Below are 16,721 nucleotides of genomic sequence, written 5' to 3'. Positions count from 1 at the left end.
GATACTTTGGGTGTTAAATCAGTAATAATTTCAAAGAGGACAGATCCGTTGATTTAGCAAATTATTATTGAGACGTAAAAAAAACCAGCTAAGAATAACTTAGCTGGTTTTTATCACTCAAAATAACTGAGTGTTTTAGCTATAAATTAGCAGCTGTAGTATAAGTCAAACTCAACTGGATGCACGGTTACATTGACACGTTGCACTTCTTCTTCTTTCAAAGCGATGAACGCCTCTAGCATGTCTTCAGTGAATACATCACCTTTTAATAAGAACTCATGATCATCACGCAAGGCTTGTAATGCAACTTCTAAGCTCTCCGCAACGGTTGGGATGAGTGCTTCTTCTTCTGGTGGTAAGTCATACAAGTTTTTGTCAGCCGCCTCACCTGGATGTATTTTATTTTGAATACCATCAAGACCTGCCATTAGTAACGCTGCAAATGTTAAGTATGGGTTGGCCGCTGGATCAGGGAAACGTGCTTCAACACGCACCGCTTTTGGGCTGCTAACATGTGGAATACGGATAGATGCTGAGCGGTTAGACGCTGAGTACGCAAGTTTGATAGGCGCTTCATAATGCGGTACTAGGCGCTTATAGCTATTAGTCGATGGGTTGGTAATCGCATTCAACGCACGCGCATGCTTGATGATACCACCGATGAAATACAGTGCAGATTCAGACAAACCAGCGTATTCATCACCTGAGAAAGTATTGACACCATCTTTGGAGATTGACATATGCACGTGCATGCCTGAACCGTTGTCACCAACGATTGGTTTTGGCATAAAGGTAGCCGTTTTACCAAACTGATGCGCAACATTATGTACAACATACTTTAACTGTTGTACTTCATCGGCTTTTTTGACTAACGTATTGAAAGCGACACCAATTTCTGACTGGCAAGGCGCAACTTCATGGTGATGAACTTCGACACAGCCTTCACCGATTATTTCTTCTAAACGCTCACACATAACAGAGCGCATGTCTTGCGAGCTATCGATTGGTGGTACTGGGAAGTAAGCGCCTTTAACACGTGGACGATGTCCCATGTTGCCCCACTCATAGTCATTATTAGTCGACCATGCCGCTTCTTCGGCTGTGATCTTGTGGCTAACGCCAGACATATCAATTGACCATTTCACATCATCAAATATAAAAAACTCAGGCTCAGGACCAAAATAAGCAGTATCGCCAATGCCTGTTGACTTCAAGTACTCTTCGGCGCGGCGTGCAATAGAACGTGGGTCACGATCATAACCTTGTAGCGTTGATGGCTCGATGATATCGCAAGTAACAACTACGGTAAGTGAATCAAAGAACGGGTCAAGAAAAGCCGTCTCTGGATCAGGACGCAAGATCATATCTGACGCTTCGATACCTTTCCAACCAGCAATAGATGAGCCATCAAACATCTTGCCATCTTCCATCACTTCTTCGTCAACGCTATGCGCTGGAAAGCTGATATGTTGCTCTTTACCACGTGTATCAGTGAAGCGAAAATCAACCCATTTAGCATTAGAGGATTGGATAAGATCTAGTAGTTTGTTCGACATAAATAGTCTCCGTTGTGTTGATTAGGTTATTGCGATTTGAAATTATAGGTACAATCTGTTGGTTAAAAATCTCTGGTTTGATAACAGTCAGCGCTGCGTTTAGCGCTAAATATCCTGTTTAATATTATGCTTATTCTCAGCACTGTCAATATTATTAGTCAAGATAGCCATCTGAGTTATGCGCTTAGTAAGACTCGCCAGTGTTTTGGTTCGATATTATTCTAACAACATATCACTCATTATGCTGAACTCTTCAGGCACTCGTTAATAATAATTATTGAACCAATTTATCACCAAAGATAATCATAACAGTAATAATGCAAAGGCTATGCCAGTTTTTTATAACGATGAAAATATAGAGGATAAAAGGATAGTTATTAATAATAATTACAGTAACTTATAATACCTTTGAAACTATTGCAGCCGTAGATTTATCGTCAATGGTGTCATACAAATTATTTATCCAGAGTCATTAATAACTAACTTATGCACTAAATTAGTGCATATTGAATGTATAAATAAAAATTATGTACTTTTTTAGTGCGTTCGAGACTTTAACGAATGTCATCCAACAAGCAAAATGTATTGTTATTCACCACTTATTTGGGTCGCCTACACCCTACATTTGATAGACTGCAAAATAGTGGTAAGATAACGGCGTTATATAACCATCTCCATAAGTAGAACTCAATAAGTAGAACGCTAATGATTCTGATGATCGATAATTACGATAGCTTTACATACAATATTGTACAGTACTTCGGTGAATTACAGCAGGACATCACCGTCTGGCGTAACGATCAAACCACTATTGAAAACATTAGAACCCTTGCGCCAGATGCGATCGTCATTGGCCCCGGTCCCTGCGATCCTGATCAGGCTGGTATCTCTCTAGAAGCTATCAAGACTTTTCAGGGCGTGATACCGATACTAGGTATTTGCCTAGGACATCAGGCAATTGGACAAGCATTTGGTGGACAAGTGGTCAAGGCTGGTGAAGTCATGCATGGCCGCTTATCCGCCGTTTATCATACTGACCAAGGTGTCTTTGAAGGCTTACCTAATCCCGTACAAGTCACGCGCTATCATTCGCTTGTCATTGATAAAACCAGCCTGCCCGACTGTCTTGAGCTGACCGCATGGACACAAAACAGTGATGGCAGTATTGAAGAAATCATGGGTATCCGTCATAAAGCGTTTGCGGTAGAAGGGGTACAATTCCATCCTGAGTCTATCTTAAGCGAAGCAGGTTATCAGCTGCTCAACAGTTTTTTGCAAACGCATCATTTGTCAGTCCTAACCTCAGATGAACTACCACAAGTCGGCTAACAGTTTATTAAAGCATGTTCTAAAAAAGCCGTTAATAACAAAATTAAAATAAAACCTATTCTATTGATAATTTAAAATTAATGTATAAAAATATTAAATATTAAATATTAAGAGAGATCATAATGAGTACAACAAAAACAAATGAAAGCCCTACCCCAGCTAACATTGCTCAACTGTCTGATGAAGAGACACATACGCTACTGACGACGGCTTTGGGGCGAATTTTTCAGCACATTGATTTAACCTTTGATGAGATGTATCAGGTGATGCTGATTATCATGCAAGGCAGATGTAGCGACGCCATGATGGGTGCTATTTTGACTGGTCTGCGTATGAAAGGTGAGTCCATCGATGAGATTACTGCCTCTGCCAGTGCGATGCGTGCGTTAGCAGCCAATATCGAACCACGGGGCTGTGATTACTTAGTCGATATCGTCGGAACTGGCGGTGATGGTGCCAATTTATTCAACGTTTCTACTGCATCAGCATTGGTTGCTGCCGCCGCTGGTGCTCAAGTGGCAAAACATGGTAACCGCGGTGTCTCTACCAACTCTGGTAGCTCAGATTTGCTTGAGCAAGCAGGTATCAGTCTGGCGCTTACCCCTGAGCAATCTAAAGAATGTATCGAAAACCAAGGTATCGGCTTTTTGTTTGCGCCCAATCATCACAGTGCGATGCGTTATGCCAATCCAGTACGCCGCGAGCTCAAAGCGCGCACCATCTTTAATATTTTAGGACCATTAACCAACCCTGCTGGCACACCCAATTTGGTAATCGGTGTCTTTACGGCTCAACTGTGCGAGCCTATCGCTAAAGTCATGAAAAACTTAGGCGCACGTCATGTCATGGTTGTGGGCGCAAAAGACGGTTTGGATGAAATCAGTCTCGCTACCTCAACCACTGTCGCTGAATTAAAAGACGGTGAGATATCTGTTTATGAGATGATGCCAGAAGATGCAGGTATTGAGTCACAAACCCTTATCGGTCTCGATGTAGATTCTCCAGCGCAAAGTCTTGAGCTTATTCGCGCGGCTCTATCAGGAGAAAACTCTCAAGAACGTGCTGTACTTAAAGCACGTGATATGATTGCACTAAATGCAGGCGCGGCCATATATACCGCAGGACTTGCCAGCAACTATGCTAATGGTGTGAGCCGGGCACAAACAGTCATTCAGAATGGTGATGCTCTACTCAAGCTTGAGTCTCTCGCCACATACACGCAGCAACTAGTGACTCCTGCTTAACGGCTAAGCACCATTACTGTGCACTCTAGCTATTTTGTCTATTTACATTCAACGATATTCGGATACCAGCATGACTCATACAGAAACCAAGACAGATATTCCTTCCGTATTGCAACGCATTGTCGCCACTAAAGTGGAAGAAGTAAATGACGCACGCGAGGTATTATCTCTTGAAGATTTACAAGCGCAAGTCGCGGCGGATAACAAACCACGTCGTGGCTTTGCGGCGGCGCTACGAGCGGCTAGCACTAAAGAGCATGGTATTGGTATCATCGCTGAGATTAAAAAAGCCTCTCCTTCTAAGGGCGTTATCAATCACAACTTCGCGCCAGCCCTATTTGCCAAGCAATACGAGCAAGCGGGCGCCAGCTGTCTGTCTGTATTGACTGATCGCGATTATTTTCAAGGTGATGATAGCTATCTTATTCAAGCAGCTAATGCGGTAAGCCTACCGATACTGCGTAAAGATTTTATGATAGATGTGTACCAGATCTATCAATCTTATCTGATGGGAGCTGACTGTATTTTACTCATTATGGCCTGCCTTGACGACACCCAAGTACAAGAGCTGCATGCGCTAAGTATCGAATTGGGTATGGATGTATTGATAGAAGTCCATACTAAAGCCGAACTTGAACGTGCGCTACAGCTACCGCGCTCAGCACATAATATTTACGGCATTAATAATCGTGATTTGAATACTTTCGATGTCAACTTGCAAACTACGCTGGATCTAAAAAATATTTTAATCGACGCACTGGCGGCTGATGTGGATAGCACGCTTAAACCGCTTATCGTCACCGAAAGTGGCATTCATAATAGCGCTGATATTCGTTTGATGTTGAAGCACGATACTCAGCACTTTTTAATCGGTGAGCAGTTCATGAAGACTGACCATCCTGGACAAGCGTTACAATCCTTACTTGCGGGCGTCGCAGCAGACAGGTAAAGTGGCTTAAATCTACTGAACAGTTTAAATCAATCCATCATTCATCAACCAACGATACGTTAACTTCTATGTCAAACTCTCTATTTTCAAAAGAAATGCAAGACCAGCTCAAAGAGCTAAAAGGCCAACTTAGCAAAGGTCGCGATACCAATTCGCCCGAAGATGAAAACCAAAAGCCTACTGAGGCTGTCTCATTGCCCACGCAAAAGCAAGTAAACAAGACTGTCAAGCAAATGGCTAGCGAGCATATTGACGATGACAAAGTGCTGTTTATGCAAGCAATGCATGGCGTCAATCAGCTTGAAGACAAAAACGTACGCTCACCTGCCAATGCTAGCAAAGCGGGCAAACCTGATGCGACTACCTTGTCTAAACGTGCTGCCGCGCAAGGTAGTGAAGCGAGTGATTTGGGAGCTGGCTTGTCAGATATGCAAGCACTACTCAACCCTGTCGCTGCTGAAGCCTATTTATCTTACAAACAGCCGACTTTGCAGAATAAAATCTTTGATCAGCTTAAAAAAGGCAAACTACGTTGGTATGACGCCGTAGATATTCATGGTTGTACCATCGAAGAAGCACGCGTGGCAATGACTCAACTCCTAAGCCAAGCAAAACAGAAAAATGAGACCATGGTAAAAATCGTCCATGGTAAAGGCTCTGAGGCCATTTTAAAAACCTGCGTCAACGGTTGGCTACGTCAATTACCAGAAGTATTGGCATTTTGCTCTGCACCGCCAAAAGATGGTGGTAACGGTGCAGTATTGGTACTGCTCAAAAAATCTAAAGCTGATGGTGAATAGTTTTTAGGGTTAGTATGAAGAATCAAAAGGACTGCTTATTGGCAGTCCTTTTTGTTATGCTCATAAAATCATTATTTAATCTTTATCGACTATAGCCCCTACATTTAACATCTAGCGATAGCGATAGCGATATTTGCATAAATCAGGATAAGCATTTATGAGCATACAGACCATTGAGAACACACAACAGCTACATGAACATATCATGGCTTTGATTGTTATCGAGCCAAGATTTTTGTCTATCTATGAACAAGTTGGCATGCCCAGTCTACGGCATAATATCGGTGGGTTTGAGCAGTTGATGCGAGCAATGGTTGGTCAACAGCTGTCTGTGGCAGCAGCAGCCAGTATTTGGCAAAGACTACTTGATGCCGTCTTAACGAATCCACAGGCGATTATCAAAGCAACAGATGAGGACTTAAGAGCGCAAGGGTTATCTAAACAAAAAACCCGTTATATTCGCTCATTAATCGATCATAATATAGACTTTGCTGCGTTAGAACTTTTGCCTGATGAAGAAACAATAGAAGTGCTGACGGCCGTTACTGGTATTGGCCGCTGGACGGCTGAGATGTATTTATTATTCTCACTGAAACGTGCAGACGTACTTGCGGTCGATGATCTAGCGATTAAAGTAGCGGCGATGGCGTTATTAGGCTTAACGGAATGCCCAACACCGAAACAGTTAAAGAATCTAACTCAAGATTGGTCACCACATCGCAGCGCTGCCAGTCTGTTGCTATGGTCATACTACGGCTTATTACGTAATCAAACCGCTGTCCCTTTATAAGGCCAAACACCAAAGTACAATTCACTATGTCAAACTCGCTTAGCTTACGCTTAGTCTAGCACTCGTTTCCTTTGCTGCTCTAATTTTTATGAATGGCATAAGATAAACGCTTGATACTTACCTCAAGTGCTTATCTTATACATTTTTTAATCCATAATTTTATGGCTGATTCCATATAGAAAAGCCAGATTTTCTTTTTGCGTACTTGAACTTGATCTTCTTTATCATACGACTTTTATTTCTCAATGCTTTTAATGCATTGTCTTTTTTACTCTCTGCGGGTTTAGTCGTTTGCTGACTGCCCTGTTCATCTGTCTTGACGTTATCTTTACCTTTACTCAAGTCCACGGCATGCTTATCATCGTTGTTGTTATCCTTATTGTGGCTAGCATCATCATCAGCATGGTCATCATTTGACATGTCTTTTGTCCTTTCAGCGACGTTATCTTCCTTACTCTTATCTTCAATTTCGTTTTCTATGTGATGCTCAAGCTCGGTTTGATTGACAATAAGCTGCTGCGTTGGCAAGGCATGCTCGACATCATATTTCGCCACTTGGTTCAATAAATCAACAAACAAAACGTTCTGTTTGTCATAGAACTCAGTCACGCCATTAGCATTAACATACGCCTGTAATTGAATGATATAGCAGTCTTGACGTAGCTCTAAAATATTGACCTGATTCCATTCTTGGTTGGTCAAATAATGCTCATCTATAAACTCATCCAAGTCCTTGACCATCTTAAAGACCACATCAATATCAGCAGTACGTTTAATATATAACTGATGGAAGAAGCGAAACATATCGCGGGATGTAAAGTTTTCAATCTGCATCGATGAAAAATCACCGTTTGGTACAGTCACAACAGTGCGCGTCAAGGTGCGCACACGTGATGAGCGAATACCAATATCAATGACTGTGCCTTCATAAGTGCCAAACTTACAATAATCACCAATACGTACGGGCGAATCCGCCACGACCACGACACTACCAACAAGGTTTTCGATGGTTTTTTGCGCACCCAGTGCTAATGCCAAACCACCCACACCCAAGGCGGCAATACCCGTGGTCAAATCAAAACCCAAATTACCGAAGATAACAATCACGGCAAAGATCAGCAGCAACGCTTTGACCACTTTGCGTAGCAGCCCCAAGATAGAGACACGTTCAGTATAATTTTTCTTATAACTTAAATTTACCGCACGAGTGAATATGGCATCGATGACTCGTAACAGCAACCAAGTCAATGCAAGCCAAGATGCAATCTCGGTAAAACGATTGATCGGTTCACGTAGCGTCACCGACACGCCTGCATACACCATCACTTCTGACAATATCAGCGCCATGATGACCACTGCCAGCGGCAATACGACCTTATCAGGTAATGGCAATGGTACGCCGCGCACACGAGGATAGAGGATTCGTAATAGATGGTACAGCAGCCATACCATGATATAAGTAAACACAAAGCTGCCGACAGTCATCATTAACGCTGCGGCTAAATCCGCCACTTGATAACCAAACAGCTTTTTGCCTTCTAAGGAATCAAAAGTATAGCGAGACACTAACGTTGGTTCGGTATTTTCTATGACTTCTGGTACTGAGCTGAGCGTATCCGTAGAAAACTGCCAGTACTGCTCTCCTTGCTTAGACACCACTCTTTCAAGTATCAGTGGCACACTTTTTTCGCCCACATTAATCGCACCGACGTTTTCTTGGCTTGGCGGTAGCTGATCAGTTAGGTTGCCCTCCGGCGTATTATTAATCTGCAAATCAGGCTGAAAACGCCCACCTGCATCCAGCGCTTGCTTAAACTGACGAACGATTGTGGTTGGATTGTCAGACTTTGATAAGTTTAAATAATTACTCGCCAGCAGATAGTCATTTTCACCTAACGCACTGATGAAGCCCTGTACGGTATGGCGCGGTGTATCGCGTCCGAATGAATCTGGTATCGGCGTACTCGCCGACTCCTCACTGGTACTGCCACCCATTCCCAGTGCGCTAGCTTCAGCAGCAAATGCATTATTGGGTAACAACGCACTCAACAGCATCACAAGCAAAAATAAAATTGCCATTAGTGGCATTTTGATGATTGAGTATGGTGAAGACAACTCGGGACTGGGAATCATAGGAATCAGGCGATACTTAATAGACAAAACAAACCTCTTAGCATTATGAATGGTACAACGAAGAACAAATGAGCACTTCCCTATAATAGCAATTATTTATAACAGCAGTGCTTTTGATTACACGTTTTTATGGTCATCTATGTGAGTTATCTGCTCTCACCTTTGCTTATGACTGCTAATTTTTTCTTACCTTTCACGACACTCCTTCTCAATGTCTACTATGAATGAGAGTGACAATCATTAAATGAATAAACCGCAATCTATCATGAAAACTACTCAGCTTACCGTGAATAAACATTAGGTTAAAGTGGTTTATAAAGCGGTCTGTTTTGTAGATAATGAACGCAGTTTTGCTTGTCTACTGTTTTTTGTAATTTTTAGCCATATTAACGTCAGTATGGTTACTTTTTTTCCTGCATTTTTTAATATGATTATTTTGGAATTGACTATGTCTTTATCACGTTCATCTTCACGTACCTACCTTCGTTTGAGTATCTTAAGCGCATTAGGTTTACTTGCGGTTAACACAGCAATGGCAGTGACACCTGACGTTGCTACTATTAACGATAGCGGGCTACCACAAGTTGAGCTTGATGAAATCATCGTAACAGCAACCCGTACCCCCACTAAAACCAGCAATGTGATTGCACAAACTCGGGTTGTAGATAAAGAAGATTTAAAACGCTTTCAAGGTCAGACAGTTTTAGAAGTACTTAGACGGCAGCCAGGATTTAGCATTAAACAAGATGGTGGTATGGGTCAAAGCAGTAATTTCTATCTTCGCGGCTATGATAGTAAGCGTGTATTAGTGCTAATAGATGGTGTTCGTTATGGCTCAATGTCAACAGGTCAGCCCGCTTTAGCCTTATTACCGACCGATCAAATTGATCGTATTGAAATTTTATACGGTGCTTCAGGCTCTAGCATTTATGGTTCAGATGCTATGGGCGGCGTCATTCAAATATTTACTAAAGGCAGTGACGTCGATCAAACTAATTTTTCTGTGACCGCAGGTGTTGGCTCACATGACCACTATGTTTATGGTGCAACAGCGCAGTTTACAAATGCTCAAGGCGCAAAACTGAGTCTTTCCGCTAGTCGGAATCAAACCAAAGGTATCAGCGCGCTTGACAACCGAACAGGCAATGATAAAGATGACGATGGCTTTGAGAGCAATAACTTTGCCTTAAATGCTAGTATGCCTATTACTCAAAATATAAGCGTTGGCGCAACTGGACTTTTCTCTAAGTCAACGACAGAGTTTGATAACTTTAGTTTTGGACCAGGTCCCAATGCAGAGATTGATCAAAAGAATGGTGCCGTATCAGCATTTTCACAATACGAAAACGATAAGCTGACAGTACGACTATCAGCGGGTCAGAGCTTGGATAAGATTGATAACAAAGTGGGCGATGCCTTTGAAACCAAGCAGAAACAGGCGAATTTGATAAGCACTTATAAATTACCTATAGGACAATTTCAAGCGGGTGCCGAATGGTTGCAGCAGGAAGTAGAGCTTACGGACAATACTCCTAGCGCTGGTGGTAAAGACAGCTATAAAATAAATGACCGTGATATTAAGAGTGGCTTTGCTGGTTATCAAGTAAATGAGGATGCTTACGATTTTCAAGCCAATGTTCGTTTCGATGATAACTCACAATTTGGTCACGAAACTACATTTGGTCTTGGTTATGCTGTAAAGCTAGCGCCTAGCCTACGCCTAGGTACTAGCTTCGCTACTGGCTATAGAGCGCCTACTCTGAATGATTTATACATCGAGAGCGCTTACTATGTTCCAAATGAAGATTTAAAAGTCGAAAAGAGTAAAAATGTAGAAGTGTTTATTGAGTCTAATACCACCATGCAAAATACACGCCTGACTGCCTTTAATAGTAATGTCGACAATCTTATTGATAACAGATACGATGGTAGTATTGATAAATATCAAGCACTGAACATTGATGAAGCAAGCTTGTCAGGTTATAGCTTTACCTCAGACTGGCAGCTCAGTAATATTTTATTTGGTGGTCAATACACTCGCACCAATGCTGAAGAGGACTCCGGAGCTAACAAAGGCAAACAATTAGTGTATCGCCCTGAAAATACTGGCCTGGTATATATAGGTTACCAAGCTGCAGAGTTCGATATTCGTACTGAAGCAGAATATGTGGGTAAAACCTATAATGTTGCAGATAATAGCACTTTTATAGAGGACTATACGTTATTCAATATCAGTGGTAATTATTACTTGAGTCCAAATCTGACATGGACAAGTCGTATTAACAATTTGACTAACGTAGATTACTCAACTAATGAGAGTTTTGGTCAATATGCTTCGCGTTACAATCAAGACGGCACCAACTTCTTCACATCTTTAACCTATAACTGGCTCTAATTTCTCTTAGTACTATTTAAACTGTCTGAACTGAGAATAAAAAAGGTCATCCATCGATGGCCTTTTTTATTGCTACATATTACCGCTCGCCTTCTTACGTGCCTATACCGTCAGCTATTTATGTTATCCAACAGGTGACAATTCATGACTCATCAATTACAATAACGACCTCCGAGAGGTGTTGCGCCATAATATCTGATAGTGCATTTAGGCTTTAAAGCCCTGCTAATCAGTCATCATGTTAGGCTCGGTAACTGTTAAACAATCATCTCATTGATTATTGACAGCGCAAATAACGGCACCTGCGTTTTTATTCTTTTTATCATACCTTAACCACTGATAGGAGCATATTATGGACGCAGTGTCTAATACCCCATCTGCCCATACGATCGATCCCTCTTTTACTGACTATAAAGTCGCCGACATCAGCCTTGCTGACTACGGTCGCCGTGAAATCACTCTTGCTGAAGCCGAAATGCCTGCCCTAATGGGTTTGCGTCGTCGCTACGAAGCCGATCAGCCGCTTAAAGGCGCGAAAATCGCTGGCTGTATCCACATGACCATCCAGACTGCCGTTCTTATCGAGACACTCGTCGCGCTAGGTGCTGAAGTACGTTGGACATCATGTAATATCTTCTCAACTCAAGACCATGCTGCTGCTGCAATTGCCGCTGCTGGTATCTCTGTTTATGCTTGGAAAGGCGAAACCGAAGAAGAGTACGAATGGTGCTTACGTCAGCAAATCCACGTTGGCGGCGAAGAGTCAGGTCAGCTTTGGGATGCTAACTTAATCTTGGATGACGGCGGTGATTTAACTGCATTGATTCATAATGATTATGCCGAGCTTCTTGATAGCATTCATGGTATCTCTGAAGAGACGACTACAGGCGTCCATCGCTTAGTCGAAATGCTAAATAAAGGCACGCTAAAGGTGCCGGCTATCAACGTTAACGATGCCGTTACCAAGTCTAAAAATGATAATAAATACGGCTGCCGTCATAGCTTAAATGACGCCATCAAACGTGCTACCGATATGTTCCTTGCTGGTCGCCGCGCCCTAGTCATCGGTTATGGCGATGTAGGTAAAGGCTCTACGCAAAGCTTACGTCAAGAAGGTATGATTGTCCGTGTCTCAGAAGTTGATCCTATCTGTGCCATGCAAGCTTGTATGGACGGCTTTGAAGTATTATCACCGTACATCAATGGTGATAACACTGGTGGCGCAGAAAACATCAACACCCGTCTGCTTGAAGACACTGACATGATTGTTACTACTACTGGTAACTACCATGTTTGTGATCGTCACATGCTAGCCGCCCTGAAACCTGGTGCGGTTGTTTGTAACATCGGTCACTTTGACACCGAGATCGACACACAGTTTATGCGTGATAACTGGCGCTGGGTTGAGATTAAGCCACAAGTGCATCAAATCTTCCGCTCGGACGATGAAAACGATTACTTGATTTTGCTTGCTGAAGGTCGTTTGGTAAACTTGGGTAATGCGACTGGTCACCCATCACGCGTGATGGACGGATCATTTGCTAACCAAGTATTGGCACAAATGTATTTGTTTGACGAGAAATTCGCAGACTTGCCAGCAGACGCACGTACTGACAATTTATACGTCAAAGTACTGCCTAAGAAGCTCGATGAAGAAGTCGCTGCGGCGATGGTTGCTGGTTTTAACGGTACTCTAACGAAGCTAACTGAAAAACAAGCAGAGTATTTGGGTGTGCCTGTCGAAGGTCCATTTAAGCCTGACGCTTATAAATACTAAAAGGAGCCAGACTGTGACTAAGCCTGCTTTCTCCTTTGAGTTTTTCCCTGCCAAAACCGAGCTAGGTCATGAAAAACTACTCAGTACTTATGATGAGTTGAATAAGCTATCACCTGCGTATTTTTCGGTGACTTACGGTGCTGGGGGTTCAACCCGAAATCGCACTTTAGATATCGTCCAAGCACTATGCGCACGCGGCGATACTGACATTGCGCCGCATATATCTTGTATCGGTGATGATAAGGCGGAAATCGCTGAATTGCTCGATCTGTATAAAGGTTTGGGCATCAAGCGCTTAGTCGCCCTGCGTGGTGATTTACCGTCAGGTCAAGTCGGTATGGGCGAGCTGCCGTTTGCGTTAGACTTGGTGAAGTTTATCCGTGAATATTCAGGCGATCATTTCCATATCGAGGTCGCAGCGTATCCTGAAATGCATCCACAAGCGCGTAGCTTTGCGTTTGATGTTGACAACTTGGTCAATAAATACCAAGCGGGTGCTAATGCATCGATTACCCAGTTTTTCTATAACGCTGATAGTTACTTATATTTGCGAGATACCTTAGAGAAGCGTGGTATCGATACGGTTGCTCAGCCTTTAATCGCTGGTATCATGCCAATTACTAACTCAAGTAATTTGGTACGCTTTGCCGATAGCTGTGGCGCTGATATTCCGCGTTATGTACGTAAGCAATTGTCTGACTTTGGCGATGACCGCAAAGCTATTCGTGAATTTGGTTTTGATGTCGTCTATCGTTTATGCGAGCGCTTAATTGCTGAGGGCGTACCTGCCATGCATTTTTATAGCATGAATAAGGTCGAGCCAAACAAGCGCTTGGTTGAAGCACTCGGCTTAGCTTAATTGCTCATCGTATTTATTAAATGTATTTTTTAAAGACTGGCGTTCCTAGGAGCGCCAGTCTTTTTGGTATAAGAATTGCACTAATGCAAATTCTACTAAAGATAATCCCTTTACCCTCTCAAACGATATTCTGCTAAGATATTTGAAATATATTATTCAAACAATAGGACTAAGCAACTGTGCGACGTTTTTTTTATGACACCAGCAATGACATCAGTGATGAAAGAAGCTCACTCCATCCTCAACTTAGCACCTTGGCTATTGGGGATAGTGCCGAATTAACAGAGAGTATCGTACATCATTGGTGCCGTGTATTACGTGCCAATATTGGCGATCAAGGCATATTATTTGATGGCTTTGGCGGCGAGTATCAAGTGCAGCTACAGGTCATCAGTAAAAAACACGCCACTGTGACATTATTAGCACATGTAGATACTGACCGAAGTGCCGCTGTCTTCACTAAAATCGGTTTAGTGATGAGCCGCGGTGAACGCATGGACTATGCGATTCAAAAATCCACCGAGCTTGGTGTCACTGCTATTCAATTGCTAAGTAGCCATCATGGCGAGGTCAATCTAAAGCCTGCCCAAGTAGAAAAAAAACTGGCACATTGGCAGCAAGTTGCCATTGCCGCGTGTGAACAATGCGGTCTTAACCGTCCACCGCTTATTATTGCGCCTGTGTCCATAAATGACTGGTTACAACAATCAGTGACTCACTCTGCCGATTCGCAAATAGACGTTCGCCCTCCTACTACCAGTACTATTGTCACAACCCTTAGCCAAGACCCTTATTATCAAATATTACAACAACCAGCAGATTTGCGTCTGCAACTGAGCGTACCAGCTGCAGGACAACCAGCAATGCCTAAGTCGCTATCAGCAGTCTTAACGCAACAGTCTCCTTATATTGAGCTGCTAATAGGCCCTGAAGGTGGTCTGAGTGTTGATGAATGCCAGCAAGCAGCCAAAGCTGGTTTTGAACCTTGGCAAATTGGCTCAAGAGTCTTACGCACCGAGACCGCACCCGTGGTGGCGTTGGCGACTCTGCATGCTTTGAGCTATTATGAGTAAATACCATATGCGTAATCCTAACTGCTGCTCTATTTCGATATGATGAGTCCAACTATGACAGCTTTCGCCCCTATTTCCATCGCAGACAAGCAGCAACTGCTGGCCGAGTTATGTGAGCAGCTTGATGATGCAATATTCATCTTGGATGCCCATTTACGCTATCTATCGGTCAATGCCAGTTATGAGATTATCATTGGCTACAGTGAGTCATTTTTGCTTGGCAGACCACTTGGTGTTTATGCAGCAGAATTTTTATCAGATGAGGAAAGGGCCGTTTTAGCAGATATCACTGACCATTTAGACTGCAATGGTTTTTATGAAAACGACTTTTCGATGCTGAACCGTTATGGACAAACACTTGACTGTCACATGACTTATCGCAAAATCTGTGTCAATCATAAGACTTACTATATCGGTATGGTGCGTGATATGTCCTCGGTCGTCAAGGATCAAAAGCAAGTGGCGCATTTGCTCAATTATGATCAATTGACTGGATTACCAAACCGTAAGGTTTTCTTGAGTCAAACAAGCGACCTATTGTTGGACAGCTATCAAGAAGTCGTGATTGTGCGCTTTAATATTGACCGTTATCGCAATCTAGCAAGCTTGCTTGGCCCTGACGGCATCAACACTTTGGTAAAAAACTTTGTCACACGCCTGAAGAACCTCAAGCTCGATAATTTACATTGTTTTTCTCATTTTGGCGGCGATGATTTTGCGTTATTATTCGAATTTAATGACGCTAATATGGTACGTCATCAGCTAGACAGCTTAATGCAAATGTGTGAACGCCCCTTCTCCTTAGATGAAAACACTGCGACAGATGCCAAGATTTATTGTCATATTTCCGTCGGGGTCAGTTACTTCCCCACTAACGACGACGAAGTGACAGGATTATTGACCAAGGCTGAAAAAGCGCTGCATTATGTCAAGCAGCAAGGCGGTGATGACATTTGCTGGTATGATACGGCCATTGACGAAGCCACTGCAGGTAGCTTGCAGTTAGAGGCGGAACTTAGAGCCGCTACCACTGAAAATCAGTTTGTTCCTTATTATCAACCAAAGTTTGAGCTGGCTACGGGCATCATTATTGGTTTTGAAGCGCTGGTACGTTGGCAACACCCGACTCGCGGACTGCTAAAGCCGATACATTTTATCAATGCCATTATCACTCATAAACTGTCGTTTGAGTTGTTCTCGCACATGGCGGTTCAAATTGCTAAGCAGTTATCGACTTGGCAACAGCAAGGATTTTGTCAACATATCTGTATCAATGCAGATGCCGCCGAATTTAGCCACCCTGAGTTTTCTGAGATGGTGAGCAGTTTACTGGTGCAACACCGTATTTCTGCGCATCAGCTACATATTGAAGTCACCGAGTCATCCTTAATTCAGCGTCATGCAAATGTCAAAAAACAGCTTAATTTGCTCAAAGAGCTGGGGATTTGTCTGGCGTTGGATGACTTTGGCACCGGTTATGCCTCTTTGAGTTACTTACAAGAATATCCGTTTGATTTCATTAAAATTGACAAAAGTTTTATATCCAACATCGACACCGATCGTACCCAACATGCCATTGTAAAAGCTATTTTAGACTTGGCAATGGCACTTGATATGCAGGTAGTCGCCGAAGGTATCGAAACCGAACAACAGCGCGAAGTGTTGCTAAAAATGGGCTGTCAACAGGGTCAAGGCTATTGGTTTGGCAAACCAGTGCCAGCAGAGGCTGCGACTGAGATGTTGATTCAGCAGTACGCTGCCAAATAAACCCCATTTAACGAATGTTTATTTATCCAGTATCATTAGTATTTTCATA

General features: G+C 42.8%; 12 protein-coding genes. 10 read left to right on the top strand and 2 right to left on the bottom strand.

What is annotated here, in order from left to right; all coding sequences use genetic code 11:
• Positions 1 to 146 precede the first annotated feature (146 nt).
• The gene (glnA, locus tag JMY05_RS04115) at positions 147 to 1,556 is read right to left on the bottom strand and encodes a type I glutamate--ammonia ligase (protein ID WP_055124883.1); all 1,410 of its coding nucleotides are present in this window, start codon (positions 1,554 to 1,556) and stop codon (positions 147 to 149) included.
• A 705-nt stretch (positions 1,557 to 2,261) separates the two neighbouring features.
• Between glnA and JMY05_RS04110 the strand changes: the two genes are divergently transcribed.
• The 5 genes from JMY05_RS04110 (at position 2,262) to JMY05_RS04090 (ending at position 6,668) form a co-directional block, all read left to right on the top strand.
• Positions 2,262 to 2,885 (top strand): anthranilate synthase component II, encoded by a 624-nt coding sequence (locus JMY05_RS04110; protein ID WP_045447374.1) that lies wholly within the window; start codon positions 2,262 to 2,264, stop codon positions 2,883 to 2,885.
• A gap of 122 nt (positions 2,886 to 3,007) precedes the next feature.
• Complete coding sequence (gene trpD / locus JMY05_RS04105) at positions 3,008 to 4,129, top strand: anthranilate phosphoribosyltransferase (RefSeq protein WP_045447371.1); 1,122 nt, start codon at positions 3,008 to 3,010, stop codon at positions 4,127 to 4,129.
• A 70-nt stretch (positions 4,130 to 4,199) separates the two neighbouring features.
• Entirely contained in the window at positions 4,200 to 5,078 is an 879-nt protein-coding gene (gene trpC / locus JMY05_RS04100; RefSeq protein WP_201614229.1) for an indole-3-glycerol phosphate synthase TrpC, read from the top strand.
• A gap of 68 nt (positions 5,079 to 5,146) precedes the next feature.
• On the top strand, positions 5,147 to 5,878 hold the full coding sequence (locus JMY05_RS04095; RefSeq protein WP_201614227.1) for a Smr/MutS family protein: 732 nt from the start codon (positions 5,147 to 5,149) through the stop codon (positions 5,876 to 5,878).
• A gap of 157 nt (positions 5,879 to 6,035) precedes the next feature.
• Positions 6,036 to 6,668 (top strand): DNA-3-methyladenine glycosylase family protein, encoded by a 633-nt coding sequence (locus JMY05_RS04090; RefSeq protein ID WP_045447368.1) that lies wholly within the window; start codon positions 6,036 to 6,038, stop codon positions 6,666 to 6,668.
• 159 nt (positions 6,669 to 6,827) lie between these two features.
• On the opposite strand, the gene JMY05_RS04085 is transcribed toward JMY05_RS04090, so the two are convergent.
• Positions 6,828 to 8,828, bottom strand: a complete 2,001-nt coding sequence (locus JMY05_RS04085; protein WP_227678099.1) for a mechanosensitive ion channel family protein — start codon at positions 8,826 to 8,828, stop codon at positions 6,828 to 6,830.
• A gap of 421 nt (positions 8,829 to 9,249) precedes the next feature.
• On the opposite strand from JMY05_RS04085, the gene JMY05_RS04080 reads away from it, so the two are divergent.
• The 5 genes from JMY05_RS04080 to JMY05_RS04060 all read left to right on the top strand — a co-directional run bounded on the left by JMY05_RS04080 (position 9,250) and on the right by JMY05_RS04060 (position 16,672).
• The gene (locus JMY05_RS04080) at positions 9,250 to 11,196 is read left to right on the top strand and encodes a TonB-dependent receptor domain-containing protein (RefSeq protein ID WP_045447451.1); all 1,947 of its coding nucleotides are present in this window, start codon (positions 9,250 to 9,252) and stop codon (positions 11,194 to 11,196) included.
• Positions 11,197 to 11,548: 352 nt separating this feature from the next.
• Positions 11,549 to 12,973, top strand: coding sequence for an adenosylhomocysteinase (gene ahcY / locus JMY05_RS04075; RefSeq protein ID WP_045447365.1), 1,425 nt, complete (start codon positions 11,549 to 11,551; stop codon positions 12,971 to 12,973).
• 13 nt (positions 12,974 to 12,986) lie between these two features.
• The gene (locus JMY05_RS04070) at positions 12,987 to 13,832 is read left to right on the top strand and encodes a methylenetetrahydrofolate reductase (protein WP_045447362.1); all 846 of its coding nucleotides are present in this window, start codon (positions 12,987 to 12,989) and stop codon (positions 13,830 to 13,832) included.
• 179 nt (positions 13,833 to 14,011) lie between these two features.
• Positions 14,012 to 14,905 carry a 16S rRNA (uracil(1498)-N(3))-methyltransferase gene (locus JMY05_RS04065; protein ID WP_201614225.1) on the top strand — a complete coding sequence of 298 codons (894 nt, stop codon included), beginning with the start codon at positions 14,012 to 14,014 and terminating at the stop codon, positions 14,903 to 14,905.
• A 54-nt stretch (positions 14,906 to 14,959) separates the two neighbouring features.
• Positions 14,960 to 16,672, top strand: a complete 1,713-nt coding sequence (locus JMY05_RS04060) for a putative bifunctional diguanylate cyclase/phosphodiesterase (protein ID WP_201614223.1) — start codon at positions 14,960 to 14,962, stop codon at positions 16,670 to 16,672.
• Positions 16,673 to 16,721 lie beyond the last annotated feature (49 nt).

Source organism: Psychrobacter sp. JCM 18902, from assembly GCF_904846615.1.
Lineage (GTDB): Bacteria > Pseudomonadota > Gammaproteobacteria > Pseudomonadales > Moraxellaceae > Psychrobacter.
The sequence above is the reverse complement of the archived record's forward strand: the minus strand, read 5'-3'. Positions and strand labels throughout refer to the sequence as shown.

Coding starts and splice junctions, on each gene's coding strand:
- glnA (WP_055124883.1), bottom strand. CDS start 1,556: ATGTCGAACAAACTACTAGATCTTATCCAATCCTCTAATGCTAAATGG.
- JMY05_RS04110 (WP_045447374.1), top strand. CDS start 2,262: ATGATTCTGATGATCGATAATTACGATAGCTTTACATACAATATTGTA.
- trpD (WP_045447371.1), top strand. CDS start 3,008: ATGAGTACAACAAAAACAAATGAAAGCCCTACCCCAGCTAACATTGCT.
- trpC (WP_201614229.1), top strand. CDS start 4,200: ATGACTCATACAGAAACCAAGACAGATATTCCTTCCGTATTGCAACGC.
- JMY05_RS04095 (WP_201614227.1), top strand. CDS start 5,147: ATGTCAAACTCTCTATTTTCAAAAGAAATGCAAGACCAGCTCAAAGAG.
- JMY05_RS04090 (WP_045447368.1), top strand. CDS start 6,036: ATGAGCATACAGACCATTGAGAACACACAACAGCTACATGAACATATC.
- JMY05_RS04080 (WP_045447451.1), top strand. CDS start 9,250: ATGTCTTTATCACGTTCATCTTCACGTACCTACCTTCGTTTGAGTATC.
- ahcY (WP_045447365.1), top strand. CDS start 11,549: ATGGACGCAGTGTCTAATACCCCATCTGCCCATACGATCGATCCCTCT.
- JMY05_RS04060 (WP_201614223.1), top strand. CDS start 14,960: ATGACAGCTTTCGCCCCTATTTCCATCGCAGACAAGCAGCAACTGCTG.